Here is a 24,127-nt window from a genome sequence, read left to right on the forward strand (position 1 = left end):
CATCGATCCGTCGTGCGAATGGTCGTCCTGCTGATGCTGCAAGCATACCCTATGTACAAACTCACCTGAATGGACGTCAGCTTCTGGGGCTACCAAGAATGTCTGCGAACGGCTGGAAAGGCGCGAAGCCGAAAGTCGGCTTCAGGAGACAAACGAATGACGACTCTCCACTCAAATCTTCACTCTGTAAGGGCGGATAGCGGCCAATCGCGGACGCTCAAAGGTTCCTACTACAACTGGGGCTCGCTTGGCTTTGCGCTTAGAGAGGTCTGCCCGTTTGATGCTAATTTGCAACTCTGCGTCTCACCCAGCTTTTCATCTCTGCCCCATACACAAAGCCCCATTCTATACGGTATAGAATGGGGCTTTGTGTATGCCGAATTCAGCGTTCCAACCTAGGAGATCAGCGTGTCAGAACCCACCCTTAGCTTCAAATGCCTCGGCCACAACAAGCGGGGTGACTTGATTGAGTACTACCATCTGGAAGTGGCCGACACCCGCGATGGCACGACTGTAGAAATCTCAGTCTCGACGAAGCATCTTATTTCAGCTCGTAGCATGGAGAGGATCCTTCTAGACCGGAAAATGTTCTACTCCGTCACGCAGCCTAAGCACGCCAGGATACTGAGCGAGATGTTCGATCAGCAGCAGCTTGAAGCAACCCTAGACTAGCCCGGCACACCGGGCTTTTTCCTGCCTGCCAGATTCAAAAACTCGTGCACGCAGATCTTGGCTTGCGGGTAGGGATTAAGATGTTGAGCCTATACGGTTGCTACATACTTTCCAATTTTCAATGCGACGAAACGCTGTAGGCCGTTAGCGCAAAAGCTCAAATTGATCGGATACTTCCCCAGGCCGATTGTTAATTCACCATGGAGTTTGTGATGGCCCTTACCCAAATGCAGATTATTCAGTCACTGGGTGAAGCTATGGCCTGGTTTGAACGGGAGCGTCAGTGGGGAGTACCACCGACAGAGATTAGACATCTTTGCGGTCGCATCGGCGAGCTGTATGCAGCGCTAATTACAAGTGGCCAAATGGCTGTATCTGTTAACCAGAAAGGTTATGACGTGGTCAGTGCTCAGGGCGAAAAGGTGTCCGTTAAAAGACTGCAAAGATGGATCATACAGGTCACATATCCTTCAACCCGCGGTCACTTTCCGAGGTGGACAGGGTGATTATTCTGCGAATCAATACGGATGACATGGAGGTTGAAACGCTGCTCGACGCATCTCTTCAGGATGCACTGTTGATGATGGGCCCAGATCCCCAGGGAAAACGCTCAATCCCGTTGAGCCGCCTTTTGAAACGGTCGAAACCTCAGAGCGAGCTGGTGACAGTCAACCAGGTTAGCTACTACGGATATGTCATACGAGAGCTTGAGACCGGCACCATTGCTGTATTCCGGGACGGCCAACCGATACAACCGACAAAACCAACCCTCAGAGAAATGGCGATAAATCTCAACATCTCGCTTGTCAATTCAAACGGTAACCCATTCAACACCAGGCAACTGGGTAGCTTAATCATCCAGAGTGTGAAGGCGCTCACGGAAAGCGTGCCGGCGCCTCCGTCACCTATAGCTCAAGGCAAATCCTGGCCTTGATAAAAAGGGGTCCGGGCTTGGAAGCGCACGCGTTTGGCATGCACGCGCAAGCAGCAAATCACAGGCAATGTTTTTTCATGCCCACTAGAAACAACTAAACCCACATCAGTGGGTTCAGTTGCATAGGTCCGGGATCAGAAAACGGATGTGATCTCGATGACCGCAAACTTCTGACCATCCTCGACTGGGACTGCACACATGGTGCGACGACCTTCGTCGTCCGAGTTTATTTCGACGCTGACTGAAGAGACTTCAGTGACTTCAAAGGGGCGCACGAAGTAGCCCGGTACTACCACGCCTTCATCCTCGCAAGCAGCAAGGACCTGCAGATTCGGATTCAGCTTTTGTAACTGCTCGATGAGATCCTTCACCTTCATTGATGATGCTCCTTATGTCTGCCGGCCACTGCCGAGAAGCCATCAACGTAACAGCCCGAACACAGAGCCGCTAGCGCCAAAGGCAAAAAACCCAGCGCGCGGATGGGTTTGTACGGGCTAACTAACCAATCTGCTTCAGTACATAGGTCTGGTCATTCTGACCATGGTTAACTATCCATTCCACTGTCCGGAATGGTGCGAGCGGTCCCCTCACCCCTTGCGGGTCTACCAAGTGATCGCCCGCCAACCTGAAAATCGGCCCTCCTGGAGCGATAGGCACCCCAGTTCCATCGATCAGAATCCCAATCGGCTCTTGCGCTGCGGGGTTCTTGAACACCCCCCAGCGCCCCTGCAAATAGGTTTGGTTCATATCAATTTCCCATTCAAAACATCAGGGGCAGAAGAGTGCTTCAAGATGTCCGAACGGGCAAGAGTCTGTGGTGCGCTCCGCGAGGATCTATGATTGGCATATTAAAAAAGCCCTGCGCGGGGCTGGACTATTTCTGAGGCAGCTTTCGGCCCAGTGTGTGTAAAAACGCTTGGTCAAAATTGAAGTGCGCGGCTCTACGTTTAACCTGAAATTTATCGGCACGTCAGCAGATGTGGATTTCGCGCAGATGCGCGATCTCCAGTCCGGTGGTGAGTACCTGTCGCGCTCGAAAACGTTTTTACACAGCCTCGGCCAAAAGCTGTCAGTGGGAATGGTTATAAATGCATCGGATAGAATCTTTTGCTTATACGGAGACGAAACTACAAAAGCCTTGTCGACACGCATTTCGTCATCGCGATCATTCCCCTTTCTCTCGGCAAGAATCTCATACCAACTGGCATCTTGGATGCTTGCTCGCTGGTTCGTGCTCAACAACGAAGGAGAAAACCTCGATCAGAAGGATCGTCTAACTGATGCCAAGTTTATTGTTCTTCATTTTTTTGCTTGTCAATCGCCCTCGCCAAACTGACTGAACCAGAACCTAAACAGAGTTTACATTTGGAACTACTCAACGAGCACTTGTGGCACTCTAAGCTATGAAAATCTTCGATCCTGACATTTTCGGCCGCCATCCGTTTCACACTGCCTACACCTTTACAAAATGGGCAGAAATCCCCAGCCAGACTGCACAATCCTTCACATACTGGGCATCCCACAAGTTCCCCGCCTGTCGGAGGCAGGAAATTCTGAATTAACCTTACAGTAGCCTTCTGGATGTTTTCAGCGTCGAATATTTTTCTATCAAAATATTTCTTAATCGCTTTAGAGTATTGGCCAGGGTTGTCGTCCCAATCAGAAGGCGATATCCTTATTAGCTGTATGCCTTCTGTTGCCGCTATGTGCATATCCCTCTTGTATGCCTTTTGAACACCGGTTTCTACATAGTGCGAAGGATGCCCATCATACTCAATCCCTAGCGCGCCAATTTTTATACTCTCCACTCCAACGGATCGAAATAGCTCTATTACTAGATCGACGGACCAAGAAGGAGCTTTAGGATTAGAATTTTTAATCTTAAATTGCGGGCTTATTAATACAGAATGTTTCTTGGCACCCTCGCCAGAAAGTATTAATTTCCGTGGCAACTCTACATATTTCTCCAATTTCAAAGGAATAAATTGCTTTACCAGCTCAGCAATGACCTCCATTTCCTTCTGGGAGGTTTGACTCTCACCCTGCAAACTAATTAGCGCTATAGATGGCAAATCACCGATCACTGCTTTTAGCTTTTCATGCAGCCTAAGTTGTCTTTTGCTAAATTTACGTTTTATCTCATATAGCTCTTCCATAAAGCCTATTGAACTCGCTGACCAATCTATTAAATCTGCATGCAAACTATTAAGCCACTTAAGATAATTACGTTTTGGCTTTTTTGCGCCCTTACAAAGTCAAGAATTTTTCAAAATCAGTCAAAAGTCAATTCTAATTCTCTCATGATACGATATATAAACTTGAGTCGGATGCTGCCAGTGTGGCACCGTTCTACGATTGATCATAGCTGCGAGGGCAATCGTAAAGACCGTTTTCGGCCAGCTTCTTTTCGTCGTCATTAGTAAATGGGCTTTCCTACGCTAATCACGGCGGTAGGACGTTTGGTGCCGCTCGGAACGATATCGACCCACTCCTAGTGTCCGCCTGGGTCGACAGTTGCCTGCCGTGAGCGACTGCTTTTGGCCGTGTCCTGCCTGTCACGACTGACCAGGTTGGCTGCAAAAATCTCACTTCAGATGAAAGTCGCTTTCCATCAAGCGCAGTCTCTCGATCGCTGCTATGAAGTTTAGGGCGATCATGAGCCTACCCAGAACGCCAAATAACCGCTAAATTCGTTTCCGCAAATAAGTGTCCCCCCCTTGATTTCAGAGGCCTCCAAAGCATTAATGAATACTGCCTAGCGGAAACGAATACAATTTAAGACATTGAAATATAAGGATTAATCTTCGGACTTGAAAACCGTCGACTGTAACAGGTCCATGAGTTCGAATCCCATCGCCTCCGCCATCTTTATACGACAAAGCCCTGATTATTCAGGGCTTTGTCGTTTCTGGGGTTTCGCTTTCTCTGCCGCCACTGCGCGAATCGTTCCCATGCATGCAACCCTGACTCCTGAATTCATACTACGACCACGCTGGGTGCATCTGAGTATCGCCTAGCCGAGCGCGCCCTCCTTAAAGTCGGTGGGTTTAAAAGTAATTAAATCCGTCCCCTTCACACTCGTCCCCTTTACCTCCCTTTACACTCCTTTACACCCTTCACACCTTTACATCTGTAAAAGTTCCACCAGGGCAGAGTCCCCTCATCTTGATCATTTCGGAGACCACAATGCTTCGCGTGTTTGAACGAAGGCTCGACCCATTCCCCCCCGACGAAGCACCACCACCGCCTGTCGGCCTGATGCGGTTCCTGTGGGCCTGCACGCGAGGAGCCCGCGGCTATATCCTTGTGCTTGCGCTGCTGAGTGCCAGTGTGTCGATCTACGAAGCCTGGTTGTTTTCATTTCTTGGGCAGGTCGTGGATCTGCTCTCGACATGGCAGGCCGGTGGCGATGCGAACGGGCAAGAAAGTCGAGTGTTGTGGGGTATCGCGATAGTGTTGTTCACCAGCATTGGGCTGGTGGCGCTGCGCACCATGGTGCAGCACCAGATATTGGCGATTAATCTGCCGCTGCGGCTGCGCTGGGACTTCCATCGGCTGATGCTGCGTCAAAGCCTTTCATTCTTTTCCGATGAGTTCTCCGGCCGGGTCACGACCAAGGTGATGCAGACTGCATTGGCCGTACGCGAAGTCCTGTTCACCCTCATCGAAATCGCTCCCGGAATCGGCGTTTACTTCATTGCGATCATCGCACTGGCCGGCGGCTTCGCCCTGAAACTCATGCTGCCTTTTATTGCCTGGGTCGCGTTGTTCGGACTGGCCATGCTGTACTTTGTGCCACGCCTGGGGCAAGTCGGGCAGGAACAGGCCCATGCGCGATCGTCGATGACGGGGCGTATTTCAGACGCCTATACCAACATCACCACAGTGAAACTGTTCTCGCACTCCAATCGTGAAGCGCACTTCGCGCGCGCAGCGATGGAGGATTTCAAGCACACCGGTTTTCGCCAGATGCGCCTGGTCAGCCAGTTTGAGATCGTCAATCAGGCACTGGTGGTTGCGCTGATCCTTGGAGCAGGCGGCTATGCCCTGTGGCTGTGGCACCAAGGCGAAATCGGCACGGGGGCCGTGGCGGCGATTACTGCCATGGCGTTGCGTATCAATGGCATGTCGCATTGGATCATGTGGCAAATGGCTTCGCTGTTCGAAAACATCGGCACCGTGCAGGATGGCATGGCAACCCTGACCCGTGGCCCCAAGGTGCAGGATGCGCCGAACGCCGGCGTGCTGGTGCCCTCTGGCGGCGCGGTGACCTTTGACAAGGTGAGCTTCAACTACAACGGTGAACGCCAAGTGCTCGACGGATTGAGCCTGAACATCCGCCCAGGTGAAAAAATCGGCCTGGTGGGTCGTTCCGGTGCAGGCAAGTCGACCCTGATTAATCTGCTGCTGCGTTTCTATGACGTAGACAGCGGTGAGATTCGCATCGACGGGCAAAACATCGCCCAGGTGACACAAGACAGTCTGCGCAGCGCTATCGGCATGGTCACTCAGGATACTTCCCTGCTGCACCGCTCCATTCGCGACAACATCGCCTACGGCCGCCCTGACGCGACCGACGCGCAGGTCCGCAGCGCCGCGGCTAATGCCCAAGCCGACAGTTTCATAAGCCAGCTGAGCGATCGGCAAGGCCATTGCGGCTATGACACCCTGGTGGGTGAGCGCGGCATCAAGCTCTCGGGCGGCCAGCGCCAACGCATAGCCATCGCCCGGGTGATGCTCAAGAACGCCCCGATCCTGTTACTTGACGAGGCCACCAGTGCCCTGGATTCGGAAGTCGAGGTCGCCATCCAGGAAAGCCTCGATGAAATGATGCAGGGCAAGACCGTCATCGCCATCGCCCATCGGCTGTCGACGATTGCGGCCATGGACCGGCTCATTGTCATGGATGAGGGACGCATCATCGAACAAGGTACCCACGCTCAATTGCTGGGAAGAAACGGCATCTACGCGCGGCTCTGGCAGCATCAAAGTGGTGGCTTCCTGGGTGAGGATCGGGGGGTGGCTGAGGCGATGGATCAGGCATGAGCATGAACGGCCGGGAGCGGTGCTTGTTGCTGCATCACCACCGCTTGATCCACATGGGTGTCAGGCACGACTCGGTCGTAGCCAATGATGAGGAAACGGGTTCGACGGGTTCAACCTGGCAGGTTGAGATGAAGCGAACCCTGAAGTTAAAAGCTGCAGAGCGAGTTGGCTTTAAGCTCAGACGCTACCCACTAAATGGGGATGTTTTGGTCGAAAGCGCTCAGGTCGCAGAAGTTGAAAAGGTCGCCGAGTTCGAGCCGGTCCCTGTTGAACAGACGTAAAAAATCCGATGCCAAAGGTCTGGCATCGGATTTTCGGGGAAGCTTTGCTGAGACTCAAATGCTTAAGTGAACAGCATTACAACACTGGGCTGGGCTTTTTCGTCAGTCGCACGATCCGTCCTAGGCTGACCTCATCTCAGTTTTGTGTGCTTTCTTGATGGCCTCTGCCCTCTCGACAACATCGCGTTGAGAAGCAATAGCCTTGCTGATCACATTATTGAACACGTCCCGCTTCGTCTCTGCGGACGCATTGCAGAAAAATTCAGCCATAGGACTGGATTTTCCGGTCTTAGCTGCAGTCATTTCTGTCGGCCTCGGTTAGGAACTTGATGAGCTCAATCTGATCATAGGTTTCAGGGAGCAAAGCGTCAATCTGCTCCGCCGAAACGCCTTCTTCGTATGACTCGTCTGTGCCATCAGTATTTTTAATAAGCAGATCAATATAGACATTCTCGTTGTAGGACAGGCTTAGCTCGACGATGTTCGTCCGCACTGCCAGGTATTGGCGAACAAACTCATCCATTGGAATGTTTCGCCCCTCGGTTATCTCCCGAGCTTTTACAAACTCCCAAGCCAACTCCGGCCGCTGATAGACATACATAATTTGTGCGACGCCGCCACACCTCAATACCCTATCAATATTCCGTTTCGCCACCACGATATTAGCCATCGTTCCATCGAGAATGAACGATAAACGCTTTTCAAATGCACGATCCAAAACCCTTTCGAGGACTTTTGTTACTGCCCGTTGGAACAAATATGAGTTACATCCTGTGTACCCAGGAAACAAGCTTCGAAAATCATCAGGATCGATACGAAGCACACGTTGCTTAGCAAAGCCCAAGTCCCCACCTTCAAAAGCCTCCACCATAGCTTTGGAGACCTCGGTCTTACCCGCGCCTGGCGACCCAGCCATGAAAACAGTTATCGGCGATTTTTCAGGAATAAAAATGTCGGTGTCAGCAATTTTTCGGGCGATAGAGGCACGATGAGCCTTCGCGAATGCAATAGCAGCCTCTTCAATTGCCTGTTCTTCTAGAGTCATCATGACGCTCTTGCCAATTTTCCCAACCCTAGCATCTGATTGATAGCGAAGCCACTTCCTGCCTGCCGTTAAAAAACCTTCTTGTAACGCGATGCTGCGCTGTCCTCACAACCGAGGATTCGCGATGCCAAACTCAGATTCGCTCCCTTCCCTGCTGCTTAAGCTAAACAATCGCAATAAACCGAGTGACAGCAATCGAACACCATCATCGAGAGCGGCGGTAACGGATTTTTTCCGACAACAGAAGAAGTAAACCAAGCGCGGGGAGCACGGTCCCCGCGCGGCTCTGGCAGCATCAAAGTGGTGGCTTCCTGGGTGAGGATCAGGGGGTGGCTGAGGCGATGGATCAGGCATGAGTGTGATCGTTCGGGAGCGGTGATCTGCGAAGAGCTTCACCGGTTCGATCCTGTTGAAAACCTGCTACGGTATTCGCTCAGAGCATCGGTTGTGCGAAGAGGCCCATCTGAACCAAACTACGGACTTCAGGCTTTCGCCTCGTCAGTCCGAGTGCCGTCAGGATCGAAGGCATTGTGGATGGCCAACACCTTGCCATCTCGCACCTCGAGAATCTGGTCTGCAATACGGATCATGGCAGGGCGATGGGACACCGCGATGACGGTGATGCCAGGGATCAGATTCTTTAGCACCTGGCATATTTCGGTCTCCGATTCCGGATCGAGCGCGCTGGTGGCTTCGTCCAGGATCAGGAGTTTGGGGCGATGGGCCAGGGCACGCGCGATGATGATACGCTGCCTTTGACCGCCAGATAGTTTGGCACCTCGCTCGCCTACGATCGATTGCAGCCCGCCAGGACACTCCTGCACAAACTGCCATGCACCGGCCTGACGGAGCGCGCGCTCTGCGTCGGCGGCATTTAACGCCCTGTCTCCCAAGGTGACGTTCGCCAGGATGCTATCGTGCAGCAGTAAGGTTTCCTGTGTGACGTAGCCGATCATTCGGCGCCAGGCCCTCCTGTCCAGGTCATGCAAGTCACAGTCGTCTACCCTGATGCGTCCGGACTGTGGCACGAGCAGCGAACAGATCAAGTCGAGCACGGTGGTCTTGCCTGCACCTGAAGGACCGATCATGGTGGTGAATGAACCAACCGGAAAGCTCATCGCCACGTTATCAAGAACCTGCCGCCCGCCGTAGCCGAAGTTGATATTTTCGAAAACGATTTGCTGCTTCAAGGCAGGAGCGCAAGCCCCTCCGACGGGCTCGGCATCGGCAATAGCGTTGTCGATCGCCTCGTTAATGGCCCAGTAGGCGCTCTCTTGCGCGGCCATCCGGTGATAGCGCTGCTGCGCCTTGTGCAGCAGCCCCAACATGCGCACCACCACGAATATCAGCACCATCACCGAGGACAGCGGCAGTCCGCCGATGACAAGCCCCGCGTAGAGGCCCGCCGCGGCAAGGATCGCAAGCATGGGTTCCTGCAAGGCCCTCAGCGTTTCGCGGCTCATCACTTCGCGCTCCAATGCAATATTGAGCTCGCTGGCGTGACGACGCAGCAAAGAATCGGCGATGTCATCTCGGGCCATGGCTTTGAGCGGTTTCACCGAGCCAAGCGTGTCCGTCAGGTGGACCAGCAGCTCGCGCATCAGGCGGGTTTGGCTTTTCCCCGACCGCCGCGATGTCTTTACCAGCCCCCTCACGGCAGCCAGCAGGACAAAGCCGATCAACAGCGACATGATCGCTGCCTGCCAGGAAACAAAAAACGCGATGAACGCATAGGCTACTGCCTGAATACCAAGCGCCAGCATATTGGCCGCGTGCTCATAGGCCGTAGAAGCGCGGTAGGCTTCGGTTGCCACGGCATTGGCCAGTGCTCCGGAGGGTTGGCGCAGGTAATATTCCCAGCGACTACCCAGCAATGCTTTGATGAGGCTGACACGCAGGTCGGTTGCCACATGCGCCACGGTATAGCCGACCTGTCGATTGCCCAGCAGTATCAGCAGGTTGCTTAGCGTCATGCCCACGACAATGACCACCAGCATGTTCGGGATCGTCGGCTTCAGGCCTATCGAGTCCATTAGTGCGAAGACATGGACCGCCAGTTTTGAATGGGGCTGGTCTTCAAGCATGGCCGATATCAGGGGAAGCATCGTGCTCAAGCTGACGCTTTCAACCACCCCTGCCAACAGCAGACTCAGGAGCATCAGGACGGTGCGGGCCGGATAGGAGCGGCCAAAGGCAAAAATAATCCGCATGACTGTCGTTCGCTATGACGTGGGTAAAGATCAGCTCACCGAGATCCTGCGACACTGATCAAGCGCCTACTGCGACGGGGCCCGTCGGGTCACGCAACGAAGCGAAGGCCTCGATGATATGGTCTATTTGCCCCAGTGTATGGGCCGCACTGACGCTGCAACGCACCAGGGTGATTGCGCCGGGTGTCGCCGGAGGTAGGACCAGATTGACATAGACGCCTTTCTCCATCAGTGCCCGCCAGAGTGCGAGGCCCTCCTGAGGCGACTTCAGCATGACGGCAATCACTGGGCTGACTTGTGGTCCCACCTGGTAACCTGACTCTAGCAAACCCTGATAAAGCCGCCGTGCGTTTGACCACAGCTGACACCGCAGTTCGGGGCGATTTCTAATCGCCATCAGCGCCGACCTTACCGAGGCGATCGCAGAGGGAGATGGCGAAGCGGTAAAAATGTAAGGTCTGCTCGCGTAGCGAAGCAGGTCCATTTGCGCGTCGTGACAGGCGGCAAATCCACCCACGGCGCCCAAACTCTTGCTGAACGTGCCCAACAGGATGTCCACCTCTGAATCCACGCCCAACTCCTCGGCCAGCCCCCGACCGTTAGCCCCCAGGACGCCAAAGGAATGAGCCTCGTCAACCAACAGGTAACCCCCGAGGCGGCGCTTGACGTCGACTATTTCTTTGAGCGGAGCCTGGTCACCCAACATGCTGTAGATCCCTTCCACCAGTATGATGGCTTCTCGGGCGCGGTCGCCGAGCCGAACCATGCGACGTTCCAGGTCAGCGGCATCGTTATGGCGAAAACGGATAACCTCTGCACCTCCCAGCTTGCAAGCGTCGTAGATGCTCGCGTGGCAGTCGGCGTCAAGCAACACCACCTCGCGCGACCCCGCCAATGTTCCGATGACGGCCAGATTGGCGACATATCCTGTCGAGAACACAATGACGGAACGCCGCCCCAGAAAATCAACCAATTCCTCCTCCAGCGCGCTATGCCCGGCGTAACTGCCATTGGCCATGCGAGAGCCAGTGGTGCCGGTTCCTTCAAGCTCCAGTGAGCGCTGCGCCGCCTTGATGCTGGCGGGATCGAAGGTCAGCCCGAGATAATTATTCGTGCCGGCAAGAATCACCCTCTTACCCTGAATAAGGCCCTCGGTTGGGGAATACATCTCATCGATGCGAATTCCAAAAGGATGGATCTGTGAGTCACAGAGACTGGCACGCTCGGCTGCCAGCTTGCCGAACTTGTCAAACAGTCCCATCGGCATGCTCCATCAGGTTAAGAATGGCGTGAGCCAACTGCGCAGGTGTGCGCACATCCATTAAAATATTGAGATGGATCGAGATGTCGAATTCGTCTTCCAGTTCCATCAGCATGTCCATCACCTTTATCGATTCCATCCCCAGGTCCTGGGCCAGGTCGGTATTCGGGTTGATCGGCGTTCCAGGAGGTGCGAGCCGCACGATGAGCATCATCACCCTTTCAAGTATCGCTTCTTGTGTGATCATCGTGGGTCTCCTTGAGTTCAGTGGCACTTTGCCCGCTCAGAACATGTGATTGCGCAACGCTTGCCGTAAGAGAATCCGGGGCTCCCAGCCCAATGTCGCGCTAATGCGGGCATTGCTGCAAGTCCAGTCAGGATGCATCAGTTCATTGACTTTACCGGGGGTCAGCATGGGCGCCTGCCGGGTGAAACGAGACAGCACCAGGTTCGCTCGTGCGATTGCTTTCAACACCGCCGCAGGCACAACCGCTTGCCGTACCGGTGCATTGCGGATGTCTGAGGCGATGCTGGCCAGGCTTGCCCAGTCGTACCCCTGCACCTGGCCGTCACATAACTCAAAGGTCTGCGATTGCACGACAGGTGCATCCAGCCACTGCATGACGGCACTGACCAAATCGTCCACATGGAGAAAGCTAAACTGTGAATCGTCTCGATCGAGGGTCACCAGCCAGCCGCGCAAAAGCCACTCGAACACCGGACGCAACTCGCGATCGCCCGGTCCATACACGGCCGTCGGCCTGAAAATACACACGGGTATCGCCCCGGCAGCGGCCCTGACCTGCCGTTCACCTTCGAATTTGGAAGCGGCGTACCAGGACAACGTCGGATGCCTGGCGGCAAGGGACGAGATCAGCAGAAAACGCTCGCAACTGCCACTCAGCCTCGCCGCCTCCATCAAGCGCTTGCTGCCCTGCACATTGACCGCGTCGAAGTCTCGGGCGTTCCTGCCCCTGACCTTGCCTGCGCAGTGAATGACTGCATCCGCCCCCCTGGTGAGTTCGGCGAGGGCCTGCTCATCTTCCAGTGTTCCCCTGATCCACTTTGTTCCATCCTCTGCCGTTCCGCTCCTGGAGCGAGCCAAGGCACGGACCTCCACGCCACGGGCGACGAGCCGTTCGCGTAGGACACTGCCTATGAAGCCCGTCGCGCCAGTGAGCGAAACAACGCGAGCGCTCACGTCTCCTCCACTGCTGGAGAAGGAAGATCGTTTTTCGCCTGGGCCATGAATCGTTCAAGGGCTTCGGCACGGGAAGGCTTGCCCGAAGAGGTTCGAGGCAGCGAGTGAGGAGGTACAAGGTGCACGTCAGCAGCGAGACCGAACTCACTGATGATCTTCGCGACCAGGGTACGGACCAGGTGCTCGCGACGTTCCGGCTCACGGATGCGGCATTGAATCTGGACCACGACCTGAGGCTCATCATCGCCGGGAACGACAAACACGATGGCATCGCCGGGCCTCAGTTCGGGTTCGGACTCCACCAGGTATTCAATATCCTGCGGCCAGATGTTTCGACCGCGGACTATGAGCAAATCCTTGCTCCGACCGGTGATATGGAGTTCGCCTCGGGACAGATAGCCCAGGTCACCGGTGTCCAGCCAGCCATCTTTCAACGCTGCCTGGGTGCTCTGCGGGTCATTGAAATAACCTGACATTACGCTGGGCCCCTGCACGAATATCTGCCCTACCTCGCGCTCCGCAACCACCTGCCCCGCAGCGTTTCGGACTTCGACGCGATGGCCGGGCAAAGGTACGCCACAATTGGTAAAGGCACAGCTACCCGGATCATCGGCGGCGCACTTCTGCGCCCTGAGCTGATGCTCCAATACCTGGCGAGCGACATGATCCACCAACACCCCGCGGCGGGCGAAGCTGACGGCAAGTGTGCTTTCCGCCAGACCGTAGCAAGGCGTGAATGCGGCCGGATCGAATCCGGTGTCGAGAAAACAATCGGCGAAACGGCTTAACACCGATGCCCGAATCGGTTCTGCCCCGATCCCCGCGACACGCCAGCAGGAGAGATCCAGCGAAGCTTTTTCCGGGTCCCGGACTCGCCGGGTACAAAGGTCATAGCCAAACGGCGGAGATACCGAAACGGTCACCCGATTCTGGCTGATAAGCCTGAGCCATTGGCCGGGCCGAGAGGCGAAATCCCGGGTGTGCAAGTAGTCGACCGTCAGTTGCGCCGCCATAGGCGCCAGGACAAAACCCACCAGCCCCATGTCATGATAAAAGGGCAACCAGGAGGCGCACCGGTCCCCTGGCCGAACGCCGACACCGTCCACGACGATGCCTCTGACGTTGGCCATCACCGCACGCTGGGTAATGATCACGCCCCGAGGAAAGCGGGTACTGCCGGAAGTGTATTGCAAGTAGGCGATGTCCTCCGGCAAGACGGTGGGAAGCGTCTGCACCGCGGGCAATTCGCCCAACTTCTCAACAGTCCCGACGAACACGTGCCGGGTGTCCCCCAGCGCTTCGCGGATATAGGGAAGCCATTCCTCCAACCCTAAAACGGCCGCCGGTGCGCAGTTGGCGAGCAGCCCTTTCAACTTGTCCACGTAAGAACGATGGCCTCCCAGGCTGGAAGGAACCAGAAGAGGAACGGCGACCAGGCCGGCGTATTGGCAGGCGAAAAAGCACTCGACAAAGCTTGGGTGCGTATCGGCGATGAGCGCAACCCGGTCGCCTTTCTTCAACTTGAGCCCAAGTAGCCGCTGAGCAATCGCGACAGCATTACTTCTGAGCGTCGCGTATTCAACCGCAGTACTCAAGTGGCAATGCCTGTCGAAAAAGTTCATGCCGGTCTGACCTGAAGCGGCATAATCGAGTGCTTCCACTAGCGTGGAAAAGTCGGCTAGACGTTGGGTGAGTGCCTGGTTTGTAATGGTCGCAGACATAAAAAAACACCCATCCATTTAGCCCTGGCAAGGTTAAGTCAAATAGCGGGTTGGTCACCTGCGCCAGTAAAACACGTGCCGTTTTACTGCCCTCAAATCCGTTCTCATGGAGTCTTGGCCCCAAGATATCCGGCTCAGCCTTTTCAATATTTACAAAGCCTAACGCAATACTAATCGGCATCTGGGTGAGCGCAAATTTTTTCCCGGGTGAGCGACGACCGGCGGGCTTCGAATGTCGCAATAGCACCTTGTTCTCAATCGCGACGCCTGTCGCAAAGTGCACGGTTTATTAGCGCGTACTAGGGCACTGGCACCAATGTTTACAGCACGCGCGCCCTGCGCCAATAGTTCAGCTACGCTCTCTGAGGTACTGAGAAAGAGATGCTAGTTCAACTGCTACGGACTTTTGTGGCCAACGATGATCACTAAGAAGTTGCCAATCATTACGCGACCAGTCCTCACACCTTTGGATCTCAAGACATTCATCAGTTTCCCCGGCACCCTGTATCGCAGCGATCCTTGCTGGATCGAGCCGATCCATTACGAGCGCCATGAACTCCTTTCCGAAAAGAATCCGGCGTCCCCTCATCTGACATGGCAGGCGTGGCTGGCCTGGTCGGGAACTGAAGTCGTGGGGCGTATCACCGCACAGATCGACACCCTTCACCGGCAATTGCACGGCCATGATTCGGGTCACTTCGGGATGCTTGAAGCCGTGGACGATCCCGCCGTATTCGACAGCCTGTTCGCGGCGGCAGAGGCCTGGCTGCGCGAACGTGGCGCTGCACGCATCACAGGGCCATTCAACCTGACCATCAACCAGGAAAGCGGACTGCTGGTGGAGGGGTTCGATCATCCCCCATCCGCCATGATGGGACACGGACAGCGTTTTTATGACCAAAGGCTCGCTGCCCTGGGCTACCGGCAAGCCAAGGATCTGCTCGCCTACTGGATGCGCACCGATCAATTGCACTTCCCGCCAGCCTTGTCGGCGATGATGGCGCGCGAGCGAAAACGCGTGGTGATCAGGCCCCTGGACACCCGTCAGTTCCGGCGGGACATGCGAATTCTGCGAGAAATATTCAATGACGCCTGGAGCCGCAACTGGGGCTTCGTACCCTTCACCGAATCTGAATTCTTCGAGCTTGGCAGCCAATTGAGGCTGTTGGTCCCCAAAGACCTGTTGTACATCGCCGAAGTCGACGGCGAACCCTGCGCTTTTATCGTGGCCATACCTAACATCAACGAGGCGATCGCCTCCCTCAACGGGCATTTACTGCCCTTTGGCTGGCTGCGTCTGCTGTGGGGGTTGTATGTCAAGGGCCCGCGGACTGCACGCGTGCCCTTGATGGGCGTCAAGCAGATTTACCAGTTCAGCCGGTTGGGACCTACACTCGCCTTGCTATTGATCGAAGCGCTCAAGCCGCCCTTCGTCAAACGCGGTATAGAAGCTCTGGAAATGTCCTGGATCCTGGAATCGAATGCGGTCATGCGCAAGATCCTCGACCAGATCGGTGCCACCTCCTACAAGCGCTACCGGATTTATGAAAAGCGAATTTGAGGCGCCACGGTTCACCGCACTGGTCCTGGCCGCTGACAGGGCCGCGGCCGACCCCGTCGCCGCCGTGGCCGGGACAAGCTGCAAGGCACTGGCGCCGGTGGCTGGGGTACCCATGATTCGTCACGTAGTCGAAGCGCTGGAGGCCAGTGACCGGATCAGGCGAATCGTACTTGTGGGCCCTGCAAGGGGTTTACTGGCGCAGGATGCCTCAATGGCACAACTGCTGGAGACCGACAGGATCAGTTGGTTGGAACCCGCCGGCTCTCCCAGCGCCAGCGCGGCGCTGGCATTGGCGGCCCAGCCCGCAGACTGGCCCGTACTGGTGACTACGGCCGATCATGCACTGCTGTGCCGGGAGATCATCGACTATTTTCTTCAGCAAGCGACTTCCGGTGATTATGACCTTGTGGTCGCGGTAACACCGCTGGACACGGTTCTGGCTCGTTTTCCAGGTACTCGCCGCACCGGCATTCGGCTTCGCGGCGGCCCGTATTGCGGCAGCAACCTGTTCGCCTTCATGACCGAGGATGCCCGACGCCTCGCCAGCTTCTGGCAACGGGTCGAACACGATCGCAAGCATCCCGGGCGGGTCATCGCCGGCGCCCTGGGCTTTGGGGGAGTGCTGCGATATCTGTTGGGTCGGTTAACCCTGGAACAAGCGCTGCAACAGCTTTCCGACAGGTTGGGGGTGAGTATCGGCGCGGTGATCATGCCCTTCGCGGAGGCCGCTATCGATGTCGATTCGCCGCTGGATTATCAAATGGTGGAGCGGTTTCATGCCCAGAGAATTCAATCGATACCGAGCGATACCTGATGGATTTCGACGGCAAGAATGCCCGATCGCGGGAGCGCGGTGCGGGCATGGCGATAGGTCAGGATCCGGGACATGTTCCTGATCGAACGCTACGTGATCGCCGAGATCCGCCGGCCGGTGATGGTGATGGTCAGCATTCTTGTGTTCATCTTTGCCAGTTATTCCGCAGAGCGGTATCTCTCTGACGCCGTCGAGGGAACTCTCGCGTTGCAAGCCGTGCTGGAGATGGTGTTCTACAAGGTACTGATTGCCCTCGAAATGCTGGTGCCGGTGGCATTATATGCCTCGGTGACCCTTGCGGTTGGACGCCTCTGCCACGATTGCGAAATCATTGCGATAGCGGCCTCGGGTGCAAGCCCGCTGCGGATCTATCGGGCGGTCCTGCTGCTGGCAATACCGATCTCGCTGGCGGTGGCAATGCTTTCGCTCTACGGGCGCCCCTGGGCTTATACACAGGCCTATGTACTGGAACAGCAATCCCGAACGGACCTGGACGTCAATCATCTGCAAGCGCAACGGTTCAACCTGAACAACGACAACGGCAGGATGATTCTGGCAGAACGGATCGACCGGACTGATGGCCGGCTCCATGATGTGCTGATCTATGATCCGGGTGACTCGAAAACCCGTATGTTTCGCTCCGAGCAAGCCCGTATCCTGGATCCGGATCCAGACGATCCGATCGTGGAGCTGACGCAGGGTCATTCCTATTTGCTCAAGCACAGTACTTCACGGGACATCTCGGAAAAGTTTGAGCATATGCGGCTGCACTTGCTACCCATCGAACGGGCCGCCGAGGGTAAGCGCAAGGCTGCTCCCAACGAAGTGTTGAAGGCTTCCAGCGCGCCCTTGGACAAGGCCGAATTGCAATGGCGACAGACGCGGGGCGTAAGCGCTACGGTACTTGCATTGCTCGCCATTCCGTTGAGCCGCACCCGGCCCAGGCAGGGACGATTCGCGACCCTGCTGCCCGTGACCGCCGTCTTCGCCTTGATCTACTACGCAGCGGACATCTGCAAGACGATGGTGGGAAACAACACCCTGCCCTTGTATCCGGGTTTGTGGACAGTGCCGCTGCTGATGAGCCTGGCTCTGCTGATTTTCCTGGCGCGCGATCTGACTAACTTTCGGTTCGGCTACCGATGAAAATCCTTGATCGCTACATTACCCGTCATGTGTTCTTCGGTTTCGCGGCGGCGGCAGCGCTGCTGCTACCGCTGTTCACCACCCTCGACCTGGTGGGTGAACTTGACGACGTGGCGCCCGGCGGGTACCGGTTGAGCCAGGCCATCGAAGTCGTATTCCTGACGCTGCCACGCCGTGTTGTCGAGCTTGGCCCCTTTATCGCCCTGCTTGGCGGCATTGCCGCGCTGGGTCAACTGTCAGCCACCCGGGAACTGACGGTCATGCGCGCCACCGGGTTGTCGATTGCCCGGATCGGGTTCACCGCGACGATGGCCGGGCTCGCGCTGGCGCTGTCATGGGCGGCGCTGGATGAATGGGTGGCCTCTCCCCTGCAGCAAAATGGCCTGGAACTGCGCAACGAAGCAATGGCCGCCGGTGCGCAGGCCAGCAACGATCAAGGAAGTGTATGGGCTCGACAGGACGATCAGATCGTACGTATTGGTAATCTTGCGCACAAACGGTTGCCGGTCAATATTGAAATTTTCAGGTTCGACAATGACCGCTCACTGGTTTCCTACATCTTTGCAGAGACGGCGGACATACAGGACGCAGGCCAATGGCGTTTGAACAATGTCCAGGTGAAACAGTGGGACCAGGGCGCTGAAACGACGCAACAACTCGATCATATGCCTTGGCACTCGATTTTTGGCGGAGCACGATTGGGCGACATCACGCTGCCGACCGAAAGCCTGTCTGCTCGCCAGCTCTATCGTTACATCGCGTACCTCAAAGGCTCGGGCCAGCCCTCGGCACAATACGAAATGGCGATGTGGCAAAAGCTCGGGCGACCGATCCTGACCCTGGCGATGATCCTGTTCGCCATCCCGTTTGCCTTTGCACAACCGCGCTCGCCCAACCTGGGTGCGCGGCTGGCTTTGGGTGCACTGGTCGGGTTAATGGTCTATGTAAGTAATCAGATCATCGTAAACCTCGGTCTACTGCTGAAGATGAACACCCTGATCACAACTTTGGGGCCGACACTGGTCTTGCTCGCAGTGGCTATTGTGATGGTGGGATACCTGGACCGGGGCAGTCGTTGAAACCGGTCATGCTGTTCAATGGACAGGGCGTTGCCGCCCGCTCCTTCAATCAACGTGATTCGGCGCAGGCGGAACAATGAAGACTTCCGTATACCTGATCTGTAGCAGCTCGGTGCGACTGTGGGGCCTGACTTCCAGGGAGCGAGTGGGCCGTATGCTCGCAAAGCTTCCCAACGCCCATCTCTGCAGTGCAGGCGATCCGTTGCCGGCACAAGGCGAGGTCGTCCTGCTGCGCGAAGACTACCTTTACGATGAGCGCGTACTCCGCGGGCTGATGGAAACGCCTGAGGTCGCGCTACAGGATCCCCGAACCGGCACCATCGTCGCGGCGCATGCCAGTGTCGATCGGCTCGCGCACTTGCCCAGTCTGGACAGTGCAGCAGTGGCCGGCTTGCGCAAAGTGGTTCCCGGCACCGTGGCCACAGCGATGCAGACACAACTGCGCAAATTCGATCCGCCGTGGGTCGCGCAAATCACCGCCGCCAATCAGGCGCATCTTGAGAAGTCTCTATTCAACGGTTCCTACAAAGGTGTCACCGACTTTATCACCCGAGCTATCTGGCCAGTTCCGGCTCGCTGGGCCACAGTCTGGTGCGTGCGGCTCGGGCTCAGTCCCAATCAGGTCACTGCAGCAAGCTATGTCCTGGCCATCGCGGCAGGCATTCTGTTCTGGCATGGGTTATTTGGCGCGGGCCTGCTGGCCGGCTGGTTGATGACGTTCCTGGATACGGTGGATGGCAAGCTGGCACGCGTCACCGTGACCTCCACTCGCTTCGGAAACATTTTCGACCATGGCCTGGACCTGATTCACCCGCCGCTCTGGTATATCGCGTGGGGAATGGGATATGAGGCGACGTGGGACTCGGATATACCCCTCAGCCCTGTGCTCTGGGCCATTTTCCTGGGCTATGTCGCAGGCCGGCTGTGCGAAGTTGCGTTCAGGTTCGCCGCGCCTTTTTCGCTGTTTCTCTGGCGCCCCTTCGACTCACTCAACAGGCTGGTCACCGCGCGGCGTAATCCAAATTTGCTCATACTGACCTGCTTATGGGCGGTGGATGCCCATGACACGGGGTTGATTTGGGTGGCCGTCTGGACCTGCGTCTCGACGCTGGTCCTGGGGGTTCGCACGATATCCGCCATTGTCTTGAAGCACCAAGGTCACCCGCCACAGCCCTGGCTTAGCCGAATCGACATGGCCGCCGAACGCGACCGCTTGATCGTGCGGATGTTCGCGCCCCGCTCGGGCCTCAATGATGCTTGATGCCTGCCCGCGGCCAGAGAAAGTCGCGATTGTGCTCAATCCTTGCAGCGGCACCCTGCGACGCGCCTTGCCCAAGTTCCGCCTGCTCGCTCGCAACGTACCCGGCGCGGCTGTGCTCGAAGCGACCACGCCCCAGGAGATCGCCCACGCCGTGTGCCACTTCCAGCTCAGGGAAAGTGACCTGCTGGTCATCCTGGGCGGCGACGGAACGCTGCAAGCCGCCCTCTCCATTCTGCTGAGCCGCGAGCCCTCAAGCCTACCCACCGTTCTGGTTATTCCGGGGGGCACCACTAACATGAGCGCGATCGATCTGGGCGCGCGCCTGAGCGCCGAAAAGGCCTTGACGAGCTTATCCGCCTGGCTCGCCGGGAATACCGCAACGCCAAAACTCGTATCGCGCGCGGCGCTTCGGGTTGATGGCCCGCTGTACCAAGGGCCGCGATTCGGGATGTTCTTCGGCATTGGTGCTGTTGTGAACGGCGTGCGCTACTACCATCGGGAGCTGCGCCCCAAGCGCGTACCCGGGGCGCTGGGACCGTCGCTGGCCTTCGGCCGAATGCTGCTTTGCGCGCTGCACAACTTGCCACACGATCTGTTCCCGGCATTGCCTGCTCGCCTGGGCACCCATCGCGGAGTCTGGGAAGGCGACTGGCTGGTGGTGTTTGCCACGACCCTGAACAGGCTCCTGGCCGGGAGCAGACCTTATTGGGGCACCGAACAACAGCCCATTCATTTAACCGCCATCGCGCATCGGCCCAGGCGACTGGCCCTCATCCTGCCGTTCCTGCTCTGGGGGCGGGCCTTCTCGATGATCAAAGAGCAGGATGGTTACTTCAGCCACAATTTCACCCGGATGGATCTCGGTGGTGCTGACGAGTACGTGCTGGACGGTGAAATTTTTGCAGCACAGGGCACGATCACGCTAACCGCCACCGATCCGATCCGCTTCATGACCTTTTAGGACAATTGAGATCCGATGCGAGCCTCTGATTCCATGCCGCCCCCCGCGGACCTGCTTGAACAGGTCAGGGAGCAATGCACGCAGCCGATGCCCGGCGAGCTGGAGGGCATTGTCCAGGCATTGCACACACGCCTGGGCGATGCATTGGTGGCGCTGCTGGCCTACGGTTCATGCCTGCGCAATGGCGATCTCACCGATGGCATGGTCGACTTGTATGCGTTAGTCGATAGCTACGCTCACGCTCATCACACGCGCTTGCAGCAGCTCGCCAATGCATGGCTTCCACCCACAGTAATCCTCGTCAGGACGCCTGCGCCCGATGGACAAATACTCCATGCCAAATGCGCCATCCTGTCGCTGCAAGACTTCGAGGCGGGTACCGGTTCGTGGTTTCAAAGCTACCTCTGGGCCCGTTTCGCCCAGCCCTGCCGGCTCGTTTACTTCAAGGACGAGGATACGCGCAAGCGTATCCATTGCGCACTGGCTCAAGCCGTCATGACGCTGATGGGTCGCTGCGTCGCCAATCTACCGGATCGATTCGACAGCTTTACCCTATGGGAGAGATCACTGTCGCTGACATACCGGGCCGAGCTGCGCCCCGAATCAGCCGATCGGCCCAGTCAGCTCGTCAGGCATGACATGAACTATTATTCGCGCATCACCCAGGCAGCCTCGCCTGCGGTGAAGCAAATGGTGGCCTGTGCGGCCGAAGAAGATAGTTATCGCAACCTTTGCCCGACGGCAACGCGCCGACGTAATGAACTACTGTGGAAATTGAGGCGGGTTCAGGGAAGAACCTTGAACGTGGCACGGTTGGTCAAATCTTTTTTCACCTTCGAAAACGGTGTCGACTACCTCATCTGGAAGCTGGAACGCCACTTGGGTGAGCCTATCGTCGTGACCCATCGCTTGCGTCGTTTTCCACTGGTCTTCGGCTGGCCATTACTCTGGCGTCTGCTAAAAAGCCGCCGGCTGCGCTGAAGAAGTTGCTCCTCGCCAACGCGAACAACAGAGGAAACCCATGAAAAGTGGCAAAGAACGCGTCCGCCCCGACCACCAAAGCGTAAGCATCGCCCCAGCGTGGCGCCAGGTTTGTGGAACATCAAGCGTATAGAGGATTTCCAGCAACGATGACCAGTCTTCTGCATATTTCCGATACGCATTTCGGCACAGAACAGCCCCCCGTCATGCAAGCCTTCGAAACGCACGTCAAGGCTCATGGCGCCGATCTGGTACTTTTTTCAGGGGACATCACGCAGCGCGCCAGACGTGAACAGTTCGCCTCGGCGCAGGCATTCATCAACCGCATCAAGGGCTACGGAGTGCCGCAAGTCCTGACGATACCCGGCAATCACGATATCCCCCTGTACAACCTGTTCGCGCGCGTATTTTCACCCTACGGCAATTACCACAGGTACATCGACAGCAATCTTGCACCCATTTTCGAGAATGACGATGCATTGATCATCGGCTTGAACACAACACACCCTACACGCCACAAAGCAGGCAAGGTCACTGCCCGGCAAGTCGAGGAAGTGGCTGAGCGGTTACAGAAGTGCGATCCGCAAAAGCTGCGCATCGTCGTCGCTCATCAACCGTTCGGTTCAATTGTCGCTTCCGACCGACGCAATCTGCAGATCGGTGCAAGGACTGCACTGGAGCGCTGGGCCTCGTCAGGGCTCGATCTGGTAATGGGGGGACACATACATCTTCCCTATGTGCAGGCACTCAGCACGCAATATGCCGGATTGTCCAAGGAAATCTGGGGTGTGCAGGCGGGAACGACCTTCTCGTCACGTATACGCGGCAATGCCCCCAATTCGTTCAATCGGATCTATCTGGACAAACGAACAAGGCAAGTCACCATCGAACGCTGGGAGTATTCTTTCTCCCGCAGCGCCTTTGAGCGCAGCGTCGAATCTCATTGTGACTGTTCGCTGGCTGCGTTACCACGTCAGGACTGCGGCTTCTCGCCCTGAGCAAGGGAGATTTGCGTGGCATGCTTGCGACCTGCCCAAGGCCTGACCAGTGCCTGCGCTGCCCTAAGGTCGGCAGGAAAGTCCAACTCAACCCAGCCCAACCCTTCAATTGACTGTGCGAAAACCTGTCCAGTAGTCCCTGCAAGGTAATCGATGATGCTCAAGTACCACATTTGCAAGGCTTCAGGGCGGCGCATGCTTTCTTCCAGCGCACTTCGAAACAGCGGTCCTCCTCCTGTTTGAAAATGCATCATGCCAATAGACTCCCCGTCGACATAATCGAGCGGAATCAGTTTACTGATGGCGCTAATTCGATCACCGATGAGTTGGACTTTCATATCGTCGCTGTCGTAAGCCAGTTTCCTGTCGACCGCGAGTGTAATCGCCCTGGCAGGAGCATCAAGTAGTCGCTCCAGAACTGGCTGGTCGAATAACGTATCGCCATTTAGCAGGATGAAATCGTCATGCATGATTTGGCGAGCCATCCAGCAACTGGCCAGATTATCGGCAACCTCAAAGAACGGGTTGTAAATCGTAGAAATGACGCCTGGCCCGTAACGGTCGTTCAACACCCGTTCGACCTGCTCTGCACCATAGCCGATCACCGCGGTGATCCGGTTTATCCCGGCGGCCATTAGAGCATCAATCTGCCATTCTATGACCCGCTGCCCACCCACCTCGATCAGGCACTTGGGGGTGTTCGTCGTATAGGGAAGAAGCCGTCGTCCTTGCCCGGCGCTCAATAAGATTGCAGCTGTACGGGTGCGTTGTTCGAATAGACCCATTTCTCCCGGGCTCCTATTTAAGGATTTGAACTAGCAAGACCCTGCGATCATTTAAAGACTTGCTTGGTAGACTAGAACAATCCATTCGCTCAGTTAAACCTTTCGACACCCGCCCATCGCCTCGATTCAAAAAAGCACCCCACGCAAACTTTATCCTCGACTCCTCGTAT

The 24,127-nt window shown here is 56.3% G+C and carries 22 protein-coding genes; 13 read left to right on the forward strand and 9 right to left on the reverse strand.

Features of this window, described 5'->3' with window-relative positions; genetic code table 11:
* Window positions 1-408: 408 nt before the first annotated feature.
* The 3 genes from ACA058_RS18650 (at window position 409) to ACA058_RS18660 (ending at window position 1,606) form a co-directional block, all read left to right on the forward strand.
* Window positions 409-672 (forward strand): hypothetical protein, encoded by a 264-nt coding sequence (locus tag ACA058_RS18650; protein WP_497635346.1) that lies wholly within the window; start codon window positions 409-411, stop codon window positions 670-672.
* Between the two features lie 257 nt (window positions 673-929).
* The gene (locus tag ACA058_RS18655; protein ID WP_497639962.1) at window positions 930-1,178 is read left to right on the forward strand and encodes a DUF6998 domain-containing protein; all 249 of its coding nucleotides are present in this window, start codon (window positions 930-932) and stop codon (window positions 1,176-1,178) included.
* Complete coding sequence (locus ACA058_RS18660; RefSeq protein WP_497635347.1) at window positions 1,175-1,606, forward strand: hypothetical protein; 432 nt, start codon at window positions 1,175-1,177, stop codon at window positions 1,604-1,606. The genes ACA058_RS18655 and ACA058_RS18660 overlap by 4 nt, the downstream gene beginning before the upstream one ends.
* Window positions 1,607-1,740: 134 nt before the next feature.
* Here the strand turns inward: ACA058_RS18660 and ACA058_RS18665 are convergent, their stop codons facing one another.
* The gene (locus ACA058_RS18665; RefSeq protein WP_497635348.1) at window positions 1,741-1,983 is read right to left on the reverse strand and encodes a hypothetical protein; all 243 of its coding nucleotides are present in this window, start codon (window positions 1,981-1,983) and stop codon (window positions 1,741-1,743) included.
* A gap of 912 nt (window positions 1,984-2,895) precedes the next feature.
* Window positions 2,896-3,762 carry a hypothetical protein gene (locus ACA058_RS18670; RefSeq protein WP_497635349.1) on the reverse strand — a complete coding sequence of 289 codons (867 nt, stop codon included), beginning with the start codon at window positions 3,760-3,762 and terminating at the stop codon, window positions 2,896-2,898.
* Between the two features lie 1,030 nt (window positions 3,763-4,792).
* Between ACA058_RS18670 and ACA058_RS18675 the strand changes: the two genes are divergently transcribed.
* Window positions 4,793-6,652 carry an ABC transporter ATP-binding protein gene (locus tag ACA058_RS18675; protein ID WP_497635350.1) on the forward strand — a complete coding sequence of 620 codons (1,860 nt, stop codon included), beginning with the start codon at window positions 4,793-4,795 and terminating at the stop codon, window positions 6,650-6,652.
* A complete protein-coding gene (locus ACA058_RS18680; protein WP_497635351.1) occupies window positions 6,649-6,933 on the forward strand; it encodes a hypothetical protein in 285 nt (94 codons plus the stop codon). The genes ACA058_RS18675 and ACA058_RS18680 overlap by 4 nt, the downstream gene beginning before the upstream one ends.
* A 289-nt stretch (window positions 6,934-7,222) precedes the next feature.
* Here the strand turns inward: ACA058_RS18680 and ACA058_RS18685 are convergent, their stop codons facing one another.
* From ACA058_RS18685 to ACA058_RS18710, 6 genes are all read right to left on the reverse strand, one after another.
* Window positions 7,223-7,981: a zeta toxin family protein gene (locus ACA058_RS18685; protein ID WP_497635352.1), complete on the reverse strand. Its 759-nt coding sequence runs from the start codon at window positions 7,979-7,981 to the stop codon at window positions 7,223-7,225.
* A gap of 479 nt (window positions 7,982-8,460) precedes the next feature.
* Window positions 8,461-10,188: an ABC transporter ATP-binding protein gene (locus ACA058_RS18690; RefSeq protein ID WP_497635353.1), complete on the reverse strand. Its 1,728-nt coding sequence runs from the start codon at window positions 10,186-10,188 to the stop codon at window positions 8,461-8,463.
* A gap of 58 nt (window positions 10,189-10,246) precedes the next feature.
* Window positions 10,247-11,449 carry a serine palmitoyltransferase gene (gene spt / locus ACA058_RS18695; protein ID WP_497635354.1) on the reverse strand — a complete coding sequence of 401 codons (1,203 nt, stop codon included), beginning with the start codon at window positions 11,447-11,449 and terminating at the stop codon, window positions 10,247-10,249.
* Entirely contained in the window at window positions 11,436-11,696 is a 261-nt protein-coding gene (locus ACA058_RS18700; RefSeq protein ID WP_497635355.1) for an acyl carrier protein, read from the reverse strand. Before ACA058_RS18700 ends, spt begins: the two co-directional genes overlap by 14 nt.
* A 36-nt stretch (window positions 11,697-11,732) precedes the next feature.
* Window positions 11,733-12,650 carry an NAD-dependent epimerase/dehydratase family protein gene (locus ACA058_RS18705; RefSeq protein ID WP_497635356.1) on the reverse strand — a complete coding sequence of 306 codons (918 nt, stop codon included), beginning with the start codon at window positions 12,648-12,650 and terminating at the stop codon, window positions 11,733-11,735.
* On the reverse strand, window positions 12,647-14,371 hold the full coding sequence (locus ACA058_RS18710; protein WP_497635357.1) for a fatty acyl-AMP ligase: 1,725 nt from the start codon (window positions 14,369-14,371) through the stop codon (window positions 12,647-12,649). Before ACA058_RS18710 ends, ACA058_RS18705 begins: the two co-directional genes overlap by 4 nt.
* A gap of 406 nt (window positions 14,372-14,777) precedes the next feature.
* Here ACA058_RS18710 and ACA058_RS18715 point away from each other — a divergent pair, with 406 nt between their 5' ends.
* From ACA058_RS18715 to ACA058_RS18750, 8 genes are all read left to right on the forward strand, one after another.
* Window positions 14,778-15,932 carry an N-acetyltransferase gene (locus ACA058_RS18715; RefSeq protein ID WP_497635358.1) on the forward strand — a complete coding sequence of 385 codons (1,155 nt, stop codon included), beginning with the start codon at window positions 14,778-14,780 and terminating at the stop codon, window positions 15,930-15,932.
* The gene (locus tag ACA058_RS18720) at window positions 15,916-16,746 is read left to right on the forward strand and encodes an NTP transferase domain-containing protein (protein ID WP_497635359.1); all 831 of its coding nucleotides are present in this window, start codon (window positions 15,916-15,918) and stop codon (window positions 16,744-16,746) included. The genes ACA058_RS18715 and ACA058_RS18720 overlap by 17 nt, the downstream gene beginning before the upstream one ends.
* A 72-nt stretch (window positions 16,747-16,818) precedes the next feature.
* Entirely contained in the window at window positions 16,819-17,892 is a 1,074-nt protein-coding gene (gene lptF, locus ACA058_RS18725; RefSeq protein ID WP_497635360.1) for an LPS export ABC transporter permease LptF, read from the forward strand.
* Window positions 17,889-18,971: an LPS export ABC transporter permease LptG gene (gene lptG, locus ACA058_RS18730; RefSeq protein ID WP_497635361.1), complete on the forward strand. Its 1,083-nt coding sequence runs from the start codon at window positions 17,889-17,891 to the stop codon at window positions 18,969-18,971. Before lptF ends, lptG begins: the two co-directional genes overlap by 4 nt.
* 154 nt (window positions 18,972-19,125) lie before the next feature.
* Window positions 19,126-20,232 carry a CDP-alcohol phosphatidyltransferase family protein gene (locus tag ACA058_RS18735; protein WP_497635362.1) on the forward strand — a complete coding sequence of 369 codons (1,107 nt, stop codon included), beginning with the start codon at window positions 19,126-19,128 and terminating at the stop codon, window positions 20,230-20,232.
* Window positions 20,222-21,193: a diacylglycerol/lipid kinase family protein gene (locus tag ACA058_RS18740; RefSeq protein ID WP_497635363.1), complete on the forward strand. Its 972-nt coding sequence runs from the start codon at window positions 20,222-20,224 to the stop codon at window positions 21,191-21,193. Before ACA058_RS18735 ends, ACA058_RS18740 begins: the two co-directional genes overlap by 11 nt.
* An 87-nt stretch (window positions 21,194-21,280) precedes the next feature.
* Complete coding sequence (locus tag ACA058_RS18745; RefSeq protein ID WP_497635364.1) at window positions 21,281-22,174, forward strand: hypothetical protein; 894 nt, start codon at window positions 21,281-21,283, stop codon at window positions 22,172-22,174.
* 149 nt (window positions 22,175-22,323) lie between these two features.
* The gene (locus tag ACA058_RS18750; RefSeq protein WP_497635365.1) at window positions 22,324-23,172 is read left to right on the forward strand and encodes a metallophosphoesterase family protein; all 849 of its coding nucleotides are present in this window, start codon (window positions 22,324-22,326) and stop codon (window positions 23,170-23,172) included.
* On the opposite strand, the gene ACA058_RS18755 is transcribed toward ACA058_RS18750, so the two are convergent.
* Complete coding sequence (locus tag ACA058_RS18755; protein ID WP_497635366.1) at window positions 23,148-23,957, reverse strand: phosphocholine cytidylyltransferase family protein; 810 nt, start codon at window positions 23,955-23,957, stop codon at window positions 23,148-23,150. The two genes, ACA058_RS18750 and ACA058_RS18755, sit on opposite strands and share 25 nt — an antisense overlap.
* Between the last annotated feature and the right edge of the window lie 170 nt (window positions 23,958-24,127).

The organism is Pseudomonas sp. LBUM1649, assembly GCF_059716155.1.